We start from the raw sequence: 18851 nt of genomic DNA, 5'->3' as shown, positions 1-18851 counted from the left end.
ACGGGGAAGGCCAAAGAGTTCAGGAGTTTCCATGATGAAGTTACGTCGTCGTTTCATGGGCGCGCTCGCCGCCGCCGCGGCGGTCATGCCGCTGGCCGCGCCCGCGCCCGCCTCGGCTCAATCCAAGCCGACCACGCTCAAGGCGGCGTTGCATTCGGACCTCAAGATCATCGATCCGATCTGGACCTCGGCGCTGATCACCACCAACCACGGCTACATGGTCTACGACACGCTGTTCGCGGTCGACGACAAGCTCGAGGTCAAGCCGCAGATGGTCGACAAGTGGGAGGTCTCGCCCGACAAGCTGACCTACACGCTGACGCTGCGCGACGGGCTCGAATGGCATGACGGCAAGCCGGTCACGGCGGAGGATTGCGTCGCCTCGATCAAGCGCTGGGGCGCGCGCGACGCGATGGGCCAGAAGCTGATGGCGGTGACGTCGGAGCTCACGGCGCCGGACGACAAGACCATCAAGTTCGTGCTGAAGCAGCCCTACGGCCTGCTGCTCTACTCGCTGGGCAAGCCGGGCTCGAACGTGCCGTTCATGATGCCGAAGTCGGTCGCCTCGACCGATCCCAACAGCCAGATCACCGACGCCACCGGCTCCGGGCCGTTCATCTTCAAGAAGGACGAATGGAAGCCCGGCGAGAAGGCGGTCTACGTCAAGAACCCGAAGTACAAGCCGCGGCCTGAGCCGGCGTCGGGCTTCGCCGGCGGCAAGGTGCCGAAGGTCGATCGCATCGAGTGGCTGTGGATCCCCGACACGCAGACCCAGGTCAACGCGCTGCTGGGCGGCGAGATCGACCTGGTGGAGATCGTGCCGGCCGACCTGCTGCCGCTGCTGAAGTCGGACAAGAACGTCGTCGTCTATGTCGGCAACAAGGCCGGCCGCCAGTACACGATGCGCTTCAATGTGCTGCACAAGCCGTTCGACAATCCCAAGATCCGTCTCGCCGCGCTCTATGCACTCGACCAGAAGGAATTCCTCGACGCCAATGTCGGCAATCCGGAGTTCTACAAGGTCTGCAATTCGCTGTTCCCCTGCGGCTCGCCGCTCGAATCGACCAAGGGCTGGGAGGACAAGCTCTCCGGCAACGCGGCGAAGGCCAAACAGCTGCTGCAGGAGGCGGGCTATGACGGCACGCCGGTGGTGATGCTCCACCAGACCGACGTGGCCGGCCACAACAACCTGGCGACCGTGGCCAAGCAGCAGCTCGAGAAGGCCGGCTTCAAGGTCGACCTGCAGCCGATGGATTGGCAGACGCTGGTAGCCCGCCGCGCCAAGAAGGATGCGCCGAGCGCCGGCGGCTGGAACCTGTTCTTCACCTCGTGGGGCGCGGTCGACGTGATCAACCCGGCTGCCGCGGCGTTCCTCAACGCCTCCTGCGAGAAGGCGACCTTCGGCTGGCCGTGCGACGCCGAGCTGGAGAGGCTGCGCGACGCCTACGCCGCCGAATCCGATCCGGCGAAGCAGAAGCAGATCGCCGAGCAGGTCCAGCTGCGCGTGCTCGAATATCCGACGCATGCGCCGCTCGGCCAGTTCACGTCTCCCACCGCCGTGCGCTCGAACGTGACCGGCATGGTCTATGCCCCGACGCTCGCGATGTGGGGCCTGGAGAAGAAATAGCGCGATCCGTTCGGATCGTTGCAAGCTCTCGACCCTGCCCTTATGGTTTCTGCGTTCTCAGGGCAGGGTGAAACTCCCTACCGGCGGTATGCGGCGCGAGCCGCGAGCCCGCGAGCGCCTTCCGCAAGGAAGGGTCAGCAGATCAGGTGCGAGGCCTGAGCCGACGGTCATAGTCCGGATGAAAGAGAACGTGTGTCCTGCTGCTCGTGCGGAGCGGCAGGCCCGCGCGTGATCGCCTTGGGTGATGTGTCTGTTCGCCAAAGGAGATTGCCGTGACACAAGCCCGCCACACACAAGCCCGCTACGCCTTCGTCAAAGCCAGGTGGCACGCCGACATCGTCGACCGTGCGCTCGACGGCTTCCTCGAACTCATTCCCGCCGAGCAGGTCGACGTGTTCGACGTGCCGGGCGCCTTCGAGCTGCCGCTGTTCTCGCGCGACCTCGCGGCAACCGGCAGGTATGCCGCCGTTGCGGCCGCGGCCTTCGTGGTCGATGGCGGAATCTACCGCCACGACTTCGTGGCCCAGGCCGTCGTGGACGGGCTGATGCGCGCCGGAATGGACACCGGCGTGCCGGTCCTGTCGGTGTCGCTGACGCCGCATCACTATCAGGAGACCGACCACCACAACGGCATCTTCCGCGCGCACTTCGTCGAGAAGGGGCGCGAAGCCGCTCGCGCCGCCCTGATGATCGGCAAGGCCCGCGCCGCCCTCGCGGCGTAGGCGATCATTGTCATCCCGAGCGTGAGCGAGGGACCTTTGCGGGCATCGCAAAAGGTCCCTCGCTTCGTTCGGGACGATAAAGTGCGCGTCAGCGGTCGCTGCGATAGACCGCGAACTCGGCGCGGGTGTCGGCGATCGAGAACCAGCGATGCTGGTTGGCGCGGAACGAGCGCCAGTTGGCCAGGATCTTCTTGAACTGCTCGTTCTGCGCCGCCTCCTCGTCGAGCACCGATTCCAGCGCGACGCGCAGCGCCTTGATCACCTCGTCGGGCAGCACCGAGAGCTGGGTGCCGGCGGCGACCAGGCGGGCGATCGCCACGGCGTTCTTGGCGTCGTAGGAGGCCAGCATCTCGGTCATCGAGTAGTCGCAGGCGTATTTCAGGATCGCCTGGTAGCGCGGCGGCAGGGACGCCCAGGCGGCCTTGCCGATCATCAGCTGGTTGACCGCCTCGAGCTCCATGACGCCCGGCGTGTAGTAGTACTTGGCGACCTTGTTGAAGCCGAGTTTCTCGTCGTCGTAGGGGCCGACCCATTCGCAGGCGTCGAGCGTGCCGCGTTCCATCGCCGGATAGATGTCGCCACCGGCGATCTGCTGCGGCACGGCGCCGAGCTTGGCGAAGACCTTGCCGCCGAAGCCGGCGGTGCGGATCTTGAGGCCGGCGAAATCGGCCGGCGTCTTCAGCTCCTTGCGGAACCAGCCGAACATCTGGCCGCCGGTCTGCCCGGCCGGCAGGGCCACGACGTTGAAGCCGTCATAGACCTCGTCCATCAGCTTGCGGCCGTCGCCGAACATCATCCAGGCATTGTGCATGCGCGGCGTCAGGCCGAACGGCACCGAGCCGTCGAAGATGAAGCTTGGATTCTTGCCGATGTAGTAGCCGGTGTAGGTGTGGCCGCATTCGACCGTGCCGTTCGACACCGCGTCCAGGACCTGCAGGCCGGGCACGATCTCGCCGGCGGCGAAGGGCGTCAGCGTGAACTTGCCGTCGGTCATCTCGCCCACGACCCGCGCGATCGTGGCCGAGGCGCCGTAGAGAGTGTCGAGGCTCTTGGGAAAGCTCGAGGTGAGGCGCCATTTCACCACCTCGCTGGTCTGTTGCCCGAAGGCCGGTGAAGCAGCCGCAACCGCTGCCAGGGAGGCTGCGACGGGGCCGAACTGTCGACGCGTGACGCTCATGGGTTTCCTCCTGTTTTTGCCTTGTTGTGCAAATTCTAGGAGGGAGTCTCTGGTATCGCTACCACAAAAAGCCGGAAGACGATCAGCTCGCGCTCCAGCCGCCATCGACCGGCAGGGCCGCCCCGGTGATGTCGGCGGCGCCGGGGCCGCACAGGAAGGCGGCCAGCGCAGCCACGCTCTCCATCGCCACGAAGCGGCCCGAGGGCTGGCGCCCGGCCATGAACTTCTCCACCGCCGCGTCGTGCGCCAGCCCTTCGGCCGCCATGAACGCCGCCAGCCGCTGCTCGATCGCCGGGCTGGGCGAGGAGCCGGGGCAGATGGCGTTGCAGGTGATGTTGTCGCGTGCCGTCTCCAGCGCCACGGCGCGCGTGAAGCCGATCAATGCCGTCTTGGTGGTGATGTAGTCGACCCGGTTCACGCCGCCGAACAGGCCATAGACCGAGGAGATGTTGAGAAGGCGGCCGAAGCCGCGTTCGCGCATGCCCGCGAGCACGAGGCGCGTCGTGTGGAACGCGGCCGACAGGTTCACGGCCAGCGCCCGGTCCCAGTCCTCTGGCCGGAACGTCTCGACCGGCGCGAAGTGACGGACGACGGCGTTGTTGATCAGGATGTCGACGCCGCCGAATTCCCGGGTGGCGGTTGCGATCAGGTCGTCGATCTGCCGCGGCTCCGCGAGGTCGGCGCCATGATGCAGCGCGCGGACGCCATGCTCCTCCTCGAGCGCGCGGCGTCCCGCCTCGATCTCTGCCACCTCGCCGAACCCGTTCAACACGATGTTGCAGCCCTCGGCGGCGAGCCGCCGCGCCATCGCCTGGCCCAGCCCCTGTGTCGAGCCGGTGATGAGCGCGCATCTGCCCTTCAGCATGCCTTAGTCCTCAGCTGCTCTCGCGTTGCACGATCTCGAATCCGAGATCGACCTTGGTGCGTTCGGCCGGCGCCCCTTGCAGGCGGCGGACCAGCAGCTCGGCGCTGCGCCTGCCGATCTCCTGCCGCGGAATGCGCAGCGTCGTCACGCTCGGCACCGCGTGGCGCAGCAGATCCACGTCGTCGAAGCTCGCAATGGCGATGCGTCCCGGCACCGCCCAGCCGCGGCGCTGGCACTCGAACAGCGCGCCCACCGCCAGCACCTCGCCCGCGAAGAAACCGGCATCGAGATCGGGATGGGCCTTCGCCAGCCGCACCAGCGCATCGGCGCCCTCGCTGAAGCCGCCAGCCGCTTCGAGCACGAGGCTCTCGTCGGCCGGCCGGCCGAGTTCGGCCAGCGCCGCGAAGTAGCCGCGGCGGCGCTCCTCGGAACGGTCGTTGTTGCGCACCGGCAGCGTGACGAAGCCGATCTTGCGGTAGCCGAGCCGCGCCAGGTGCAGCGTCATGGCGCGGGCGGCTTCGAAGTTGGAATAGCTGACGGCCATGTCGAGCGGATCGGCGGGCAGGTTGCCGGTCTCGATCACCGGCACGCCGCTCGCCTCGACGAGCTTGCGCACCCGCTTGCTGTGGATCGTGTTGTGCAGGATCAGGCCGCAGACACGTTGGGCCAGGAAGGCCGCGACCAGCGCCTCCTCGTCCTCCAGCCGATGGCCGCTGTCGGCGATCATCAGGTGCAGCCCGTTGGCGCGCAGCACGTCGGACGCCGACTGGATCATGCTGGCGTAGAGCGAGTTGCGGATGCTGGGCACGACCAGCCCGACGACGTTGGAGCGGTTCGACGACAGGCTGCCGGCGATGCGGTTGGGCACGTAGCCGAACTCGCGCACCGCGGCGTCCACCTTGCGCCGCATCTCCTCTGATACTGCCGAGGGCTGGCGCAGCGCCCGCGACACCGTCATCGGCGACACGCCGGCATGGCGGGCGATGTCGCGCATCTTGAGTGTTCCGCCCTCGCTCCGCCGTGCCTTGCCGCTCATTCCGCCCGCCGTTTGATGCCCGCCGTTGATGCTCATGCGCCGCGATCATATGCTGGTAGCGATACCAGAAAAACGAGAGAGTGGCGCAAAGCCGGAGGAAATAAGCATGACGGGTCAATTGCTTGGCTTCGTGGGTGTCGGCCGGATGGGCGGGCCGATGGCGCACCGCCTGCTCGATGCGGGCTACCGGCTCTGCGTCTACGACGTGTCGGAGGCGGCGACGAAGCCGCTGGTGGCGCGCGGCGCGCAGCTCGCCCAGTCGCCAGCCGATGTGGCCTCGACCGCCGAGACCGTGCTGATCAGCCTGCCGACGCCCGCCATCGTGCGCGAGGTCGTGCTGGGCGGGAACGCGGGCATCATCAACGGCTCGTCGATCCGCACGCTGATCGATCTGTCGACGACCGGCCCCGGTGTCGCCTCCGAAGTCGCGGCCAGGCTGGCCGAGCGCGACATCGGCTGGGTCGATTCACCGGTGAGCGGCGGCGTGACCGGCGCCCAGGCGGGAACGCTCGCGGTCATGGTGTCGTGTCCGACGCCGACCTATCAGGCGCTGCAGCCGGTGCTGAAGACGTTCGGCAAGCTCTTCCATACAGGTGAGAAGCCCGGCCTCGCGCAGACCGCCAAGCTTGCCAACAACATGCTGGCGGCGACCGCGCTGGTCGCCACGTCCGAGGCGATGGCGATGGGGGTGAAGGCGGGCCTCGATGCGAAGGTGCTGATCGACATCATCAACGTGTCGAGCGGCCGCAACAGTGCCAGCCAGGACAAGTTCCCGCGTGCTGTGCTGCCGCGCACCTTCGACTTCGGCTTCGCCACCGCGCTGTCGCATAAGGACGTGCGCCTCTGCCTCGATGAGGCGCAGAACATGGGCGTGCCCATGCTGGTGGGCGCGGCGGTGCTCGAAATGCTCGCCGTCACCAAGGCGCGGTTCGGTCCCGACTCCGACTTCACCATGGTGGCGAAGGTCCTCGAGGAGTGGGCCGGCGTCGAGATCAAGGGCTGACGGGCGGCGTTCCGGGATCAGGCGGGCCCGCGATCAAGCGGGGACGTAGGTCAACCTGACGACGTCCTCGCCGATCCGGTCGTGGGTCATGAGACGGAGCGGCGGGCGGGGGCCGGCGAAGTAGGGCGTCCCGTGGCCCAGCACGACGGGGTGCAGGTAGATCCGGTACTCGTCGATCAGGCCCAGCTCGGTCAGGCTCTGCGCCAGGGTCGGGCCGGCGACTTCGATCTCGCCGTCGCGCCCGGCCTTCAGCGCGCGGACCGTACGCTCCACATCGTCCCGGATGAGCGTGGCGTTGGGCCCGACCGAGTCCAGCGAGCGCGAGACGACCCATTTCGGCTGCTTACGCCACGCCGCCGCGAAGGCATGGCGGTCTGCGTCCCAGTCGGGCTGATCGTCGTCCCAGTAGCGCATCAGCTCGTACACGTGGCGGCCGTAGAGACTGCCGGCCTGCGCCTCGGCCTCCTTGATGAAGTGGCGGAAGAGCGCGGGGCTCGGCCCGAACGCCATGTGATCGACATAGCCGTCGAGCGACTGGTTCATGCCGAAGACGAGCCTGGCCACCGCGGTTTCCTTTCCTGGCGCGCGAGGCGATCAGTCGAGCCGGACGCTGATGCCTTCCAGTCCCTTGCCCGAGGCCGGATAGCGCACCATCACCTCGGCGTCGTGGCCGGGGATCACCATCTCGACCCGGCCCTCGGCCAGCTTCTTCAACTTGTCGTAGCCGGCCAGCATGTCGGCGACCGAGTAGACGATCGAGAACAGCTTGTCGTTGTTGACGCCCCAGAAATAGTGGCTGGCGTCGGAGGCCAGCACGAGCCAGCCGTTGCGCGTGTTGATGCGCACCGACTGGATGCCGGCGGTGTGGCCGCCGATCAGGTGCAGCGAGATGCCGGGCTGCAGCTCCTCGTCGCCGTCGTGGAACACCAGCCGGCCGCCGTACAGCGCGCGCACCATGCCCACGATGTCCTCGCACTCATAGGCGTGGCGGAACGGTCCCTTGCACATGTGCCGGCCGGTCGCGAAGTTCATCTCCTTGTCCTGGAGATGGAAGCGCGCCTTGGGGAAGCGGTCCCAATTGCCGATATGGTCGTAGTGGAGATGCGTGACGATGACGTCCTCGACCTCCTTCGCGTCGATGCCGATCTCGCTCAGAAGATCGGCGGGATTCTTCTTCACCTCGCGGCCGCGCTGCTTGCCCACCGTGGCGTTGAAGCCGGTGTCGATCACGATCGGCTTGCCGCCGATGGTGCGGTGGCCGCTCTCGTCGAGCGGGATGGCGACCCAGACGAAATAGTCCATCGGGAAGTCGGCATCGTGCGGGTCGGGGTTGATCTGTACTTCCCATGCCTTGCGCGGCAGGTGGGCATACTTGACCGCATGCACCTCGTAGATCGGCGTCGAACGCATCTTTGTTTCCTTCCCGGCGGATTCGTTGCCGGACCCTAGCGCGCCCGCGGGCTCCCGCGCTACACTGGCGCCATGGCCCGCACGGACCTCCTCCTTGTCGTGAAGGCACGGCGAATTAGCACCACGGTTTGCACTGCAAACCGTTGCGTTGCCGCGTTCGCCTGTCTTTCGTCCAAGGAATCGTCCGATGTCTGCCGTTCTCTCCCTCAAGCGTAGCAATTCCGCCGTCCGTTACTGTTTCGAGGCCGACGCCGAGCCCGGCGTGCTGCCGCGCGCGCTCGAACTGATCGCCAAGCGCGGCCTCGTCCCGGCCCGCGTCTTCGCCCAGGCCGACGGCGATGCGTTGAGTGTCGAGATCGAGGTGGAAGGGCTGGAGCCGGCGGTGGCCGAACATGTCGGCCGCTCGCTCGGCCAGATCGTCGGCGTGCGGCACGTGTTCTGATCAGTAACGACCTCATCCTGAGGAGGCCCGAAGGGCCGTCTCGAAGGATGGGCTACAGGCATGGTGCTTGTGCCCATCCTTCGAGACGCACGCCTTCGGCGTGCTCCTCAGGATGAGGTGGTGGTTTAGGGAAAGGCTTAAGAAGCCAGCCGCTCGACGATCGCGTCGATGTGGAGGCGGGCGACGTCGATCGCGGGGAAGCCCGCCGTCGCCTCGTCGAACATGAGGGCGAGGTCGGTGCCGACCAGCAGGATCGCCTCGACGCCGTCGCGGCGCTGCAGCTCGGCCGCGAGCCGGCGATAGGCCTCCGCATCGGCGGGATCGGCGCGCTGGGTGTCGAGGATGCGCTGATAGGCAGCGCCGGCGAAGGCGATCTCGTCGGGCTGCGGCTTCACGATCTCGACGTCGGGCGCATAGCGCTGGAGCTGGCCCCACAGGCTGCCTTGCATGGTGAAGACCGTACCCAGCAGGGCGACGCGCCGGAGCTTGCGGGCGCGCAGCTCGGCGCCCAGCGTCTCGACGATGTCGATCAGCGGACGTGGGCTCATCGTCTTCAGCCGGTCGATGGCGATGTGCGGCGTGACCGCGGGCAGCACCATGAAGTCGGCACCGGCCCGCGCCATGCGGTCGAGGAAGCCGCAGAGATAGGCCGCCAGCGCGTCGAGCTTGCCCGCGCGCACGAGGCCCTGCCCATGATCGACATCGGCATGGGTGATGACCAGGTCGGGCGACACGCCGCGCGCTTTGCACGCCGCGGCGATCCGTTCGTAGTAGTGGACGGTGGCACCGACGCCCAGGCCGCCCACGATGCCGACGCAGGCCATGACGCCTACTCCGCGATGGTGATCTTGTTGTCGCGGATCACCTTGCCCCAGGTCTCGACCTCGCCCTTGGCGAAGCTGTCCATCTGGGCAGGCGTCCAGTCCTTCAGGACGGTGCCGAGCTGGTTGGCGCGGGCGACGACGGCTTCCATCTTGCCGACCTTGCGCATCGCGGCGTTGAGCTTGTCGACGATCGGCTGCGGCGTGCCGGCCGGCGCGAACAGCGCGAACCAGCCGTCGAGGGTGAAGCCCGGCAGGCCCGCTTCGGCCGTGGTCGGGATTTCGGGGAAGGACGGCAGGCGGTTGTCGCTCGCCAGCGCCAGGGCCTTCACGTTGCCGTTGCGGATGTGGCCGGACACGGCGGGCGGGGTCACGATCAGGACCTCGACCTGGCCGGCCACGATGTCGGCCGTCGCCGGCCCCGACCCCTTGTAGGGCACATGCACCATGTCGAGCCCGGCCGCCTTGTTCAGCAGCACGCCGCCGAGATGCGGCACCGAGCCCGCGCCTACCGAGGCGTAGTTCAGCTTGCCGGGATTGGCCTTGGCGTAGGCGATGAAGCTCTTGAGGTCGTCGACCGGCACCTTCTTGGCGACCACGATGACGTGCGGCGCCATCGCGCCCATGGCCACGCCCACGAAATCGTCGGGCTTCCAGTTGAGGTCCTTGATCAGCGCCGGGTTGGCCGAATGGTAGGCCGAGTACTGCATCAGGATCGTGTAGCCGTCGGGCTTGGCGCGGGCGACGATGGCGGTGCCGATATTGTCGTTGCCGCCGCCCCTGTTGTCGACGAGGACCTGCACGCCCAGCTCCTGGCTCAGCAGGTCGGAATAGAGTCGCGCCACCAGATCGGTGCCGCCGCCTGGCGGGGCGGGCACCACCATGGTGATTGGCTTGTCGGGATAGGTACCTTGCGCGCGGGCGGTGCCGGCGTGGGTGGCGGTCGCGGTCGTGGCAAGGCCGGCGGTCGCCAGGGCGACGAAGCTGCGGCGTTTCAGGGGGCGTCTCATGGGAAGTTCCTCCTCCAGGTTTCTTTCAGTTCCGGCCGTGCATCGGCCTTGCGCGCGATGGCGAAGAGTTTGGGCGTCTCGGTCTCGAACCAGCCGCGCCGCGGGCGCCAGCGGGTCATGACGCCGATATAGATGTCGAGGGCGGAGAAGCGCTCGCCCAGGAACCAGGGCGCGCCGGCCTCGCTCTCGACCTGGCGCCACAGGCGCTGGGCATAGGCGTCGGCGGCGGCGCGGAACGGGTCGCGCGCGTTGTTCACCGAGACGAAGCGCGCCGGATCGTCGGCATAGGTGAAGGTGGGATAGATGTTGGCCACCAGGAACACCAGCCAGCGCAGGAATTTTGCGCGCTCCGGCGCGCCCGGTGCGGGCACGAGCGAATCGCTGCCGGTCACGTCGGCCAGCAGGAGCGTGATGGCCGCGCTCTCGCTCATCACGCTGCCGTCTTGCATCACCAGCGTCGGCACCTGGGCCAGCGGATTGACCTTCTCGAGCTTGGCCCTGGCGTCGGGGTCCTTGAACAGATCCCCGACCGTCTCGTAGGCGAAGGGCAGCCCGTACCAGTCGAGCTGCGCCTCGACGAGGGCCGAGCCCCAGCCCGGCCGGCCCCACAGCGTGTAGCCGCCGCTCACCGAGCCGGCCCTACGGCTTCTGCAGCGGCTGGATCAGGGACGAGGTGTCCCAGCGGCCGCCGCCGCGCGCCTGCACCCGCTCGTAGAACTGGTCGACAAGTGCCACCAGCGGCATGCCGGCCTTCTGGCGCTTGCCCTCGGCCAGCGCGATGCCGAGGTCCTTGCGCATCCAGTCGACGGCGAAGCCGTAGTCGAACTTGCCGGCGATCATGTTCTGCCAGCGATTCTCCATCTGCCAGCTCTGCGCCGCGCCCTTGGAGATGGCGCCCAGCGCCTTCTCCATGTCGAGCCCGGCGCGCTGGCCGAGGTTCAGCGCTTCGGCCAGGCCCTGCACGATGCCGGCGATGCACATCTGGTTCATCATCTTGGTGATCTGGCCCGAGCCCGACGGGCCGATCAGCGTGACCGCCTTGGAGAAGGCGTCGGCCACCGGCTTCGCCCGCTCGAACGGCGCTTCATCGCCGCCGCACATCACGGTGAGCTGGCCGTTCTCGGCGCCCGCCTGGCCGCCCGAGACCGGCGCGTCGATGAAGTCGATGCCCAGCTTCCGGCCCGCGGCGTGGAGTTCGCGCGCGATGTCGGCCGAGGCGGTGGTGTTGTCGAAGAAGATGGTGCCCTCAGCCATGCCGGCGAACGCGCCGTCGGGCCCCAGCACGACCGAGCGCAGATCGTCGTCGTTGCCGACGCAGCAGAACACGATTTCCTGGCCGACAGCGGCCTCGCGCGGCGTCTTGGCGGCCTTGCCCTTGTGCTTCTGCGTCCAGGCCTCGGCCTTGGCGAAGGTGCGATTGTAGACCGTGACCTCGTGGCCCTTGGCGGCGAGATGCCCCGCCATCGGAAAGCCCATCACGCCCAGTCCCAGAAATGCCACCTTGGCCATCGTTCCCTCCCGCGAAATCCGCCCCGTCCGCGGGGCGGCGGCGATCATAGAGGCAAAATGGGTCTGTGCCAGAGGGGGTGAAGTGGGGCGGGTGAGGTCTGGATGCTCGGGCTCTGCTCGAATCTCTACCGCCGGTTGGACGTTAGCGATAGCTGCACGTTGGCCTATCGGAAACGATGCCTTAATGTCGAGCCGGGGACGGGGGCGACACTGAACGATGGATATACGTAGCCTCAGCGAGCGCGCCGCTTGTTCGGAGCATTTTGGGCCGGTGCTCTATACGGCGCGGCTCTATAGCATGCTGCTGCCTCCCATACGCACCGCACACTAGGGAAAAAAATATGGCGCGAAAGACGCAAAAAGAGGGATTGGCCTCGCCTCCGCCAGTCACTGCCGCAAAGCCTGCTCGCGCCAACGGGAATGGCGGCGACCTCGGCATCGAGGCGGAGCTGTTCAAGACCGCCGACAAGCTTCGCGGCAACATGGAGCCGTCCGACTACAAGCACGTCGCACTGGGCCTGATCTTCCTCAAGCACATTTCGGATTCCTTCGAAGCCAAGCGCTCCGAACTGCTGGCCGACTATCCGGACGGCGCCGAGGACCGCGACGAATACGCGGCCGACAACGTGTTCTGGGTGCCGCCCACGGCCCGCTGGTCCCATCTCCAGGCGAACGCGAAGCAGCCGTCGATTGGCAAGATCATCGACGAGGCTATGATCGCCATCGAGAAAGACAACGAGAATCTGAAGGGCGTCCTGCCCAAGGACTACGCCCGACCCGCGCTCAACGCTGTGATGCTGGGCGAGCTGATCGACCTCATTTCCAGCATTGCACTCGGCCAAGGCAGGGGGGAGGCGCGCGACCTGCTGGGCCGCGTCTACGAGTATTTCCTCGGCCAGTTCGCCGGATCGGAAGGCAAGCGCGGCGGCGAGTTCTATACCCCGCGTTCGGTCGTCCGCGTGATGGTCGAGATGATCGAGCCGTTCAAGGGTCGCGTCTACGATCCGTGCTGCGGATCGGGCGGTATGTTCGTGCAGTCGGAGAAGTTCGCGGAACTCCACGGCGGCCGCATCGGGGAAATGGCTGTCTATGGCCAGGAATCGAACTACACGACGTGGCGGCTCTGCAAGATGAACCTTGCCGTTCGCGGCATCGATGCGGACATTCGCTGGAACAGCGAAGGCAGTTTCCACAAGGACGAGCTACGCGACCTGAGGGCCGATTTCATTCTCGCTAACCCGCCCTTCAACATCTCCGATTGGGGCGGTGACCGGCTACGCGAGGACATACGCTGGACGTACGGCGTCCCGCCCGCCAGCAACGCCAACTTCGCCTGGGTGCAGCATATCGTGCATCACATGTCGCCTGTCAGTGTGGCAGGCGTGGTGCTGGCGAATGGCTCGATGTCGTCCACACAGAACAACGAGGGCGCGATCCGGCAGGCGCTGGTCGAAGGCGTGAACGGGGCACCCGGTGTCGTCGATTGCATGGTCGCGCTGCCCGGGCAGCTCTTTTATTCGACGCAAATTCCGGTCTGTCTCTGGTTCCTCGCGCGCGACAGGTCGAACGGTATCGCGCGCAATGCCAAGCTGCGGGACCGCCGCAGCGAAATCTTGTTCATCGATGCGCGTAAGCTTGGACATATGATCGACCGTACGCGCAAGGAATTCTCCGATGCGGATATCGAGAAAATCACCCGCGCTTATCACGCGTGGCGAGGCGAAGGTGAAGCGGGTGTCTACGAAGATGTGCCGGGTTTCTGCAAGGCAGCCACGCTTGAACAGATTAAGGCCCATGGCTACGTACTGACGCCCGGGCGCTATGTTGGGGCGGCGGAGCCTGAAGCGGACGATATGCCATTTGTCGAGAAGCTATCTAGCTTTCGGCAGAAGCTAGATGGCCATTTCCGAGAGTCTGATCGACTCGCCGAGGTTATCCGGCAAACGCTGTCTGAGGGTTTCGTCAATGGGTGAATGGGTCACCGATACGGTTATCAATCTTCAATCGCGCGGCATATTGCGCGTCGAAGATGGGAACCATGGGGAGGCAAGGCCTCGGCCTGACGAGTTTGTGGATGTCGGCGTGGCCTATATCAGAGCAGCCGACATGGCCAACGGCTCCATACTATTTGACAGCGCATCGAAGATAAACCGCAAAGCGCGCGAACGCATTACCAAAGGTATCGGCAAGCCTGGTGATATTTTGATCTCTCACAAAGGCACCGTCGGGAGAATTGCGCGAGCTCCCATCAACGCTCCGGATTTCGTATGCAGCCCACAGACAACGTTCTGGCGAAGTACGAATGAAGAGATTCTAAGTCAAGATTTTCTCTACTCTTACGTGCGCTCACCAAAGTTCTCTCAAGAGTTTCTCGTTAGGTCGGGGGAAACGGACATGGCGGGGTATGTCAGCTTGACGTCTCAGCGATGTCTTGTGCTTTCTATCCCACCGATAGAACTACAGCGACCTATTGGTGCGCTCATGTCCGCGCTTGATGAAAAGATCGAGCTGAACCGGCAGATGAACGAGACGCTGGAGGCGATGGCACGAGCGGTCTTTAAGGATTGGTTCGTCGATTTCGGTCCGACTCGTGCAAAAATTGAGCGCCGCGCGCCCTATCTGACGCCAGACATCTGGTCACTCTTCCCCGATCGCCTCGACGATGACGGTAAACCGGAGGGGTGGGTACTTGGTGCAATGACCGACTTGATAATGTTGCAGAGGGGCTTCGATCTTCCTTCGCAAGCGCGAACCGATGGACAATACCCAATCATCGCGGCCAGTGGCCCGAGCGGCTGCCACAATAGCTACATGGTGAAGGGGCCTGGTGTCGTAACTGGGCGAAGTGGCGTCCTCGGAAACGTCTTTTTTGTTCATGAAGACTTCTGGCCTCTTAATACATCATTGTGGGTCAGAGAATTTCGAAGAGCTACGCCAAGCTTTGCGTATTTCTATCTTTGCGGCATTGATTTCGCTGCATTCAATGCAGGCTCAGCAGTCCCAACGCTTAATCGCAATCATGTGCACGGGCTTTCGACGGTATTGCCGCCAGACAGTTTGGTGAAGAAATTTGACGAGACGGTTATGCCGCTACTCCGGCTTCAGGAGAATAACAGGCTCGAAACGAAAGTCGTCGGTGACACCCGCGATTTTCTGCTTCCGAAGCTCATGTCAGGTGAGGTCCGTCTCAAAGATGCCGAACGGCTTGTGAGTGAGGCTACATGAGCGCCGACTGGTATCCTGGCATTAAGGCGTTCTGCGCACACTGGCGCCATGCGCCTATGCTGCAGCAGACGTTTGAGACGCTTGAGCGAGAATTCGCCGACGAGAATGACGCTTGCATCGATGCGGCCAAGGGGTTCGTCGAATGCGCCTGCCGACTACTGATTCAGGAGTTGGATAATCCGCTGAACCCTATCGCTAAATGGCCGGACAGCCCTATTCGGAGCGCGCATCCAAGCCTCAACAATTGGGTCTCCGCAGCATTTCGATTGATGGCGATCGTCGAACGTCGCGATGATCCTTTCAGCAAAGTGATATCCCAGCACTACAATCTGACCGAGGCGCTCGGCAAGTTCCGTGACGTTGCCGGTACCGTCAGTCATGGGAAGGAAGGCTTGAGCAAGAAGCTTTCCTCTCATCATCGACGCTCGGCCCTACTCGCAGCGGATGCCATCGTCACCTTCCTTCATGAGGCTTATCTCGAACGCGAGCCCGATCCGTTGCGTACGTTCGAGCCCTACGAGCGGTTTCAAACGTCGAATGCCATTATCGATGAGTTTGCCACATTGCGGACGGATCTCGATGAGGAAGGCTTTATCCGGGCAATTGTCGTCCTTCCCGACGGCGAGGAGGTGCCACTGGCAATCGAGACGTCTCGCCTCCTCTTCGGTGTGGACCGTGAAGCCTACAAGCTCGTCCTCAATGCGTGCCGCGATGCCAAGGCAGCGGCGTCTCAAACGGCGGAGGTCGAGTAGTGGCCTATCTTTCCGAGGCCGCCATCGAGCAGGTTGTGCTGTCTCAACTCGGCAAGCTTGGCTACGCTGTCGCCACCGACTCGGAGATCGGCCCGGACGGAAAGACGCCTGAGCGAGAAGCCTATGCCGACGTGGTGCTAGTCAAGCGGCTGACTGCGGCGATCGAGAAGCTCAATCCGGCCATCCCGGCGGAAGCGCGAGCCGACGCCTTGCGCAAGTTGCTGGCAACCGAAATGCCGTCACTGGTCGAAGAGAACCGCCGCCTGCACAGGCTGATGGTGGAGGGCGTCGATGTCGAATACTACAGCGAGGACGGCACGATTCGCGGAGACAAGGTTCGCCTGATCGATTTCGGCGATCCTGCCGCCAACGACTGGCTGGCGACGAGCCAGTTCCCCGTGATCGAAGGCAGCGTCAACCGTCGGCCGGACATCGTCGTCTTCATCAACGGCCTGCCGCTCGGCGTCATCGAACTCAAGGCGCCCGGCGCGGAGAACGCCACGCTCGCCGGGGCGCACAACCAGCTTCAGACCTACAAGGCGCAGATCCCGTCGCTCTTCCGCACGAACACCGTCCTCGTCACGTCCGATGGCATCACCGCGCGCGTCGGCTCGCTGACAGCAGATCAGGAGCGGTTCATGCCCTGGCGCACCACGGACGGCAAGGACATCGCCGCTAAGGGCCAGCCGGAACTCAACGTCCTGATCGAAGGCGTGTTCGACCGTCGCCGCCTGCTCGATCTCCTCCGGGATTTCACGGTGTTCGGCGAGACAGGCTCGGGCCTCGCGAAGATCATCGCAGGCTATCACCAGTTCCACGCGGTCAAACGCGCCGTCGAGTCGACCTTGCGAGCTTTGGCTCTCAATACGGGCAAATCCGGTACGGCGTCTCGTATGGCGGGCCTGCGGGAAGAGCCTTCCTCCTTCGGGCTTCCCAGCGTCGCCGAGTATCCGAGAGGAGACAAGCGCATCGGCGTGATTTGGCACACGCAAGGCTCGGGCAAGAGCCTCCTGATGGCGTTCTATGCTGGTCAGTTGGTGCGGCATCCGGACATGGAAAATCCGACCATCGTCGTCGTCACCGACCGCAACGATCTGGATGACCAGCTCTTCGCTACCTTTTCGATGTGCCGCGACCTGATCCGGCAGACGCCGATCCAGGCCGACAGCCGGGAGGACCTACAGTCGGCGCTCAGCCGTGCCTCGGGCGGCGTGATCTTCACCACCATCCAGAAGTTCTCTCCGGCGACCGGCGAAGCGGCCTATCCGATGCTGTCGGACCGCCGGAACATCGTCGTGATTGCCGACGAAGCGCATCGCAGCCAGTACGGTTTTCGCGCGCGGATCGACCGGAAGACCGGCGAGATGGCCTATGGGTTCGCGAAGTATCTGCGCGACGCCCTGCCGAATGCATCCTTCATCGGGTTCACGGGAACGCCGATCGAGAAAGACGATGTGAGCACACCGGCCATCTTCGGCGACTACATCGACGTCTATGACATCAGCCGCGCGGTGGAAGACGGCGCCACGGTGCCGATCTACTACGAGAGCCGGCTTGCGCGCGTCGAGCTCCCCGAGGAAGAGAAGCCGAGGATCGATGCCGAAATCGAGGAACTGACCGAAGACGAGGCCATCACCGAGCAGGAGAAGATCAAGCAAAGATGGGCGACCGTCGAGGCGCTGGTCGGGTCCAAGAAGCGGCTCGCTATGGTCGCGGCTGATCTGGTGCGACACTTCGAGGATCGCATCGCCGCCATGGACGGCAAGGCGATGGTTGTGTGCATGAGCCGCCGTATCTGCGTGGCGCTCTATGACCAGATCAAATTACTTCGTCCCGACTGGCACAGCGACGACGATGCGGGTGGAGCTATCAAGGTTGTGATGACAGGGTCGGCGGCCGATCCGCCGGGCTGGCAGCCCCATATCGGCACCAAGGCGCGGCGCGACCTTCTGGCAAAGCGCGCGAAGGACCCGAAGGACGCGCTCAAGCTTGTGATCGTCCGCGACATGTGGCTCACCGGGTTCGATGCGCCGTCGATGCACACGATGTATGTCGACAAGCCGATGAAGGGCCACGGGCTCATGCAGGCAATCGCCCGCGTCAACCGTGTGTTCCGCGACAAGCCCGCCGGTCTGGTCGTCGACTACATCGGGATCGCCCAGAATCTCAAGAACGCGCTTGGCCAGTATTCCGCTTCAGACCAGCGTCAGGCTGGGGTGAATGAAGCCGAAGCCGTCGAGGCGCTGCTCAAGACCTTCGAGGTCGTGCAGGTGATGTACCACGGCTTCGACTATGCGCGCGGCCTGGCGGGCACACCGCATGAGCGGCTCGTCGTTCTCGCCGAGGCAATCGAATGGATCCTTTCCCGCCAGCACGAAGCCGCCGCTCGCGAAACCACCGAGGATGGCAAGCGGCGCGAGAATCGCCGTTATCAGGACGCCGTGCTCGCGCTCTCCAAGGCGTTCGCGCTGGCATCGGCGAGCGACGAGGCCCGGGCCATTCGGGACGCGGTCGGCTTCTTCCAGACCGTTCGCGCCGCGCTCGTGAAATCGGCGGCCGGTTCGGGAAGGAGCGCGGCCGAACGGGAGTTCGCGATTCAGCAGATACTGGATCGTGCGGTGGTCTCGACGGAAATCGTCGACATCCTCGCTGCCGCCGGCATCACGACGCCGGACATCTCGATCCTCTCGGATGAGTTTCTCGCCGAGGTCCAGCAGCTCGAGAAGAAGAACCTCGCCCTCGAGGCGTTGCGCAAGTTGCTGAACGACGAAATCCGCTCGCGCACCCGTACGAACGTCGTCGAGACGAAGCGATTTTCAGAACGCCTCGAAGCCGCGATTGCGCGCTACCATATGAATGCGATCAGCACCGTCGAGGTGCTGCAGGAACTGATCGAGCTCGCGAAGGATATACGCGCCGCCCGCAAACGCGGCGAGGACGAAGGCCTGTCGCAGGACGAGGTCGCCTTCTACGACGCCCTGGCCGAGAACCAGAGCGCCGTCGAAGCGATGGGCAATGACGCGCTCAAGGTGATTGCCCACGAACTGCTGGTGAGCCTCAAAGGCAGCGCGTCGGTGGACTGGTCGCACCGGGAAAGCGCCCGGGCGCGGATGCGCGTCCTCGTGAAGCGTATCCTGCGCAAGCACGGCTATCCGCCCGACCTTCAGGACGCCGCCGTGCAGACAGTCCTACGGCAGGCCGAAGCATTGTCCGCGCAATGGGCGTCGTAGCTTTCCGGGTCCCCGTTCCCCC

The 18851-nt window shown here is 64.9% G+C and carries 17 protein-coding genes and 1 riboswitch; of the genes, 8 read left to right on the top strand and 9 right to left on the bottom strand.

The annotated features are described in order from the left end of the window. Positions 1-31 precede the first annotated feature (31 nt). Together ACO07I_RS12125 and ACO07I_RS12120 are read left to right on the top strand one after the other, a co-directional pair. Positions 32-1627 carry an ABC transporter substrate-binding protein gene (locus tag ACO07I_RS12125; protein WP_422017606.1) on the top strand — a complete coding sequence of 532 codons (1596 nt, stop codon included), beginning with the start codon at positions 32-34 and terminating at the stop codon, positions 1625-1627. Between the two features lie 49 nt (positions 1628-1676). Beyond that, positions 1677-1821, top strand: a riboswitch (FMN riboswitch). Between the two features lie 78 nt (positions 1822-1899). Further along, the gene (locus tag ACO07I_RS12120; RefSeq protein WP_422017604.1) at positions 1900-2349 is read left to right on the top strand and encodes a 6,7-dimethyl-8-ribityllumazine synthase; all 450 of its coding nucleotides are present in this window, start codon (positions 1900-1902) and stop codon (positions 2347-2349) included. A gap of 88 nt (positions 2350-2437) precedes the next feature. On the opposite strand, the gene ACO07I_RS12115 is transcribed toward ACO07I_RS12120, so the two are convergent. The 3 genes from ACO07I_RS12115 to ACO07I_RS12105 all read right to left on the bottom strand — a co-directional run bounded on the left by ACO07I_RS12115 (position 2438) and on the right by ACO07I_RS12105 (position 5463). Next, positions 2438-3526: a TRAP transporter substrate-binding protein gene (locus ACO07I_RS12115; protein ID WP_422017602.1), complete on the bottom strand. Its 1089-nt coding sequence runs from the start codon at positions 3524-3526 to the stop codon at positions 2438-2440. Between the two features lie 82 nt (positions 3527-3608). After that, positions 3609-4391: an SDR family NAD(P)-dependent oxidoreductase gene (locus tag ACO07I_RS12110; RefSeq protein ID WP_422017600.1), complete on the bottom strand. Its 783-nt coding sequence runs from the start codon at positions 4389-4391 to the stop codon at positions 3609-3611. A 10-nt stretch (positions 4392-4401) separates the two neighbouring features. Continuing rightward, the gene (locus ACO07I_RS12105) at positions 4402-5463 is read right to left on the bottom strand and encodes a LacI family DNA-binding transcriptional regulator (protein WP_422017598.1); all 1062 of its coding nucleotides are present in this window, start codon (positions 5461-5463) and stop codon (positions 4402-4404) included. 70 nt (positions 5464-5533) lie between these two features. Between ACO07I_RS12105 and ACO07I_RS12100 the strand changes: the two genes are divergently transcribed. Beyond that, positions 5534-6430: an NAD(P)-dependent oxidoreductase gene (locus ACO07I_RS12100; protein ID WP_422017596.1), complete on the top strand. Its 897-nt coding sequence runs from the start codon at positions 5534-5536 to the stop codon at positions 6428-6430. A gap of 33 nt (positions 6431-6463) precedes the next feature. Here the strand turns inward: ACO07I_RS12100 and ACO07I_RS12095 are convergent, their stop codons facing one another. Then, complete coding sequence (locus ACO07I_RS12095) at positions 6464-6994, bottom strand: dihydrofolate reductase family protein (protein WP_422017594.1); 531 nt, start codon at positions 6992-6994, stop codon at positions 6464-6466. A 30-nt stretch (positions 6995-7024) separates the two neighbouring features. Further along, the gene (locus tag ACO07I_RS12090) at positions 7025-7840 is read right to left on the bottom strand and encodes an N-acyl homoserine lactonase family protein (protein WP_422017592.1); all 816 of its coding nucleotides are present in this window, start codon (positions 7838-7840) and stop codon (positions 7025-7027) included. A 187-nt stretch (positions 7841-8027) separates the two neighbouring features. On the opposite strand from ACO07I_RS12090, the gene ACO07I_RS12085 reads away from it, so the two are divergent. Next, positions 8028-8282 (top strand): hypothetical protein, encoded by a 255-nt coding sequence (locus ACO07I_RS12085; protein ID WP_422017590.1) that lies wholly within the window; start codon positions 8028-8030, stop codon positions 8280-8282. Positions 8283-8419: 137 nt separating this feature from the next. Here the strand turns inward: ACO07I_RS12085 and ACO07I_RS12080 are convergent, their stop codons facing one another. From ACO07I_RS12080 to ACO07I_RS12065, 4 genes are read right to left on the bottom strand one after another with little or no spacing between them, the layout of a single operon-like run. Then, on the bottom strand, positions 8420-9106 hold the full coding sequence (locus ACO07I_RS12080; protein ID WP_422017588.1) for an aspartate/glutamate racemase family protein: 687 nt from the start codon (positions 9104-9106) through the stop codon (positions 8420-8422). Positions 9107-9111: 5 nt separating this feature from the next. Then, positions 9112-10113: a Bug family tripartite tricarboxylate transporter substrate binding protein gene (locus ACO07I_RS12075; RefSeq protein WP_422017586.1), complete on the bottom strand. Its 1002-nt coding sequence runs from the start codon at positions 10111-10113 to the stop codon at positions 9112-9114. Next, the gene (locus tag ACO07I_RS12070; RefSeq protein ID WP_422017584.1) at positions 10110-10742 is read right to left on the bottom strand and encodes a glutathione S-transferase family protein; all 633 of its coding nucleotides are present in this window, start codon (positions 10740-10742) and stop codon (positions 10110-10112) included. Before ACO07I_RS12070 ends, ACO07I_RS12075 begins: the two co-directional genes overlap by 4 nt. A 10-nt stretch (positions 10743-10752) precedes the next feature. Next, a complete protein-coding gene (locus tag ACO07I_RS12065; protein WP_422017582.1) occupies positions 10753-11622 on the bottom strand; it encodes an NAD(P)-dependent oxidoreductase in 870 nt (289 codons plus the stop codon). 341 nt (positions 11623-11963) lie between these two features. Between ACO07I_RS12065 and ACO07I_RS12060 the strand changes: the two genes are divergently transcribed. Genes ACO07I_RS12060 through ACO07I_RS12045 form a run of 4 tightly spaced genes read left to right on the top strand, consistent with a single transcriptional unit; the run spans position 11964 to position 18829 of the window. After that, the gene (locus tag ACO07I_RS12060; RefSeq protein WP_422017580.1) at positions 11964-13595 is read left to right on the top strand and encodes an N-6 DNA methylase; all 1632 of its coding nucleotides are present in this window, start codon (positions 11964-11966) and stop codon (positions 13593-13595) included. Continuing rightward, positions 13588-14847 (top strand): restriction endonuclease subunit S, encoded by a 1260-nt coding sequence (locus ACO07I_RS12055; protein ID WP_422017578.1) that lies wholly within the window; start codon positions 13588-13590, stop codon positions 14845-14847. Before ACO07I_RS12060 ends, ACO07I_RS12055 begins: the two co-directional genes overlap by 8 nt. Continuing rightward, a complete protein-coding gene (locus ACO07I_RS12050) occupies positions 14844-15599 on the top strand; it encodes an abortive infection family protein (RefSeq protein WP_422017576.1) in 756 nt (251 codons plus the stop codon). Before ACO07I_RS12055 ends, ACO07I_RS12050 begins: the two co-directional genes overlap by 4 nt. Beyond that, entirely contained in the window at positions 15599-18829 is a 3231-nt protein-coding gene (locus tag ACO07I_RS12045) for a type I restriction endonuclease subunit R (protein WP_422017574.1), read from the top strand. Before ACO07I_RS12050 ends, ACO07I_RS12045 begins: the two co-directional genes overlap by 1 nt. Positions 18830-18851: the final 22 nt, after the last annotated feature.

The sequence above is a fragment of the Reyranella sp. genome (assembly GCF_965227665.1).
Classification (GTDB): Bacteria; Pseudomonadota; Alphaproteobacteria; order Reyranellales; family Reyranellaceae; genus Reyranella.
Note: the sequence above shows the minus strand (reverse complement) of the source record. Positions and strands in the feature narration are given on the sequence as shown.

Excerpts from the sequence above, each read along its gene's own strand:
- ACO07I_RS12105 (WP_422017598.1), bottom strand. The coding sequence starts at position 5,463 with ATGAGCATCAACGGCGGGCATCAAACGGCGGGCGGAATGAGCGGCAAG.
- ACO07I_RS12085 (WP_422017590.1), top strand. The coding sequence starts at position 8,028 with ATGTCTGCCGTTCTCTCCCTCAAGCGTAGCAATTCCGCCGTCCGTTAC.
- ACO07I_RS12080 (WP_422017588.1), bottom strand. The coding sequence starts at position 9,106 with ATGGCCTGCGTCGGCATCGTGGGCGGCCTGGGCGTCGGTGCCACCGTC.
- ACO07I_RS12090 (WP_422017592.1), bottom strand. The coding sequence starts at position 7,840 with ATGCGTTCGACGCCGATCTACGAGGTGCATGCGGTCAAGTATGCCCAC.
- ACO07I_RS12110 (WP_422017600.1), bottom strand. The coding sequence starts at position 4,391 with ATGCTGAAGGGCAGATGCGCGCTCATCACCGGCTCGACACAGGGGCTG.
- ACO07I_RS12055 (WP_422017578.1), top strand. The coding sequence starts at position 13,588 with ATGGGTGAATGGGTCACCGATACGGTTATCAATCTTCAATCGCGCGGC.
- ACO07I_RS12050 (WP_422017576.1), top strand. The coding sequence starts at position 14,844 with ATGAGCGCCGACTGGTATCCTGGCATTAAGGCGTTCTGCGCACACTGG.
- ACO07I_RS12115 (WP_422017602.1), bottom strand. The coding sequence starts at position 3,526 with ATGAGCGTCACGCGTCGACAGTTCGGCCCCGTCGCAGCCTCCCTGGCA.
- ACO07I_RS12075 (WP_422017586.1), bottom strand. The coding sequence starts at position 10,113 with ATGAGACGCCCCCTGAAACGCCGCAGCTTCGTCGCCCTGGCGACCGCC.
- ACO07I_RS12125 (WP_422017606.1), top strand. The coding sequence starts at position 32 with ATGATGAAGTTACGTCGTCGTTTCATGGGCGCGCTCGCCGCCGCCGCG.
- ACO07I_RS12065 (WP_422017582.1), bottom strand. The coding sequence starts at position 11,622 with ATGGCCAAGGTGGCATTTCTGGGACTGGGCGTGATGGGCTTTCCGATG.
- ACO07I_RS12060 (WP_422017580.1), top strand. The coding sequence starts at position 11,964 with ATGGCGCGAAAGACGCAAAAAGAGGGATTGGCCTCGCCTCCGCCAGTC.
- ACO07I_RS12100 (WP_422017596.1), top strand. The coding sequence starts at position 5,534 with ATGACGGGTCAATTGCTTGGCTTCGTGGGTGTCGGCCGGATGGGCGGG.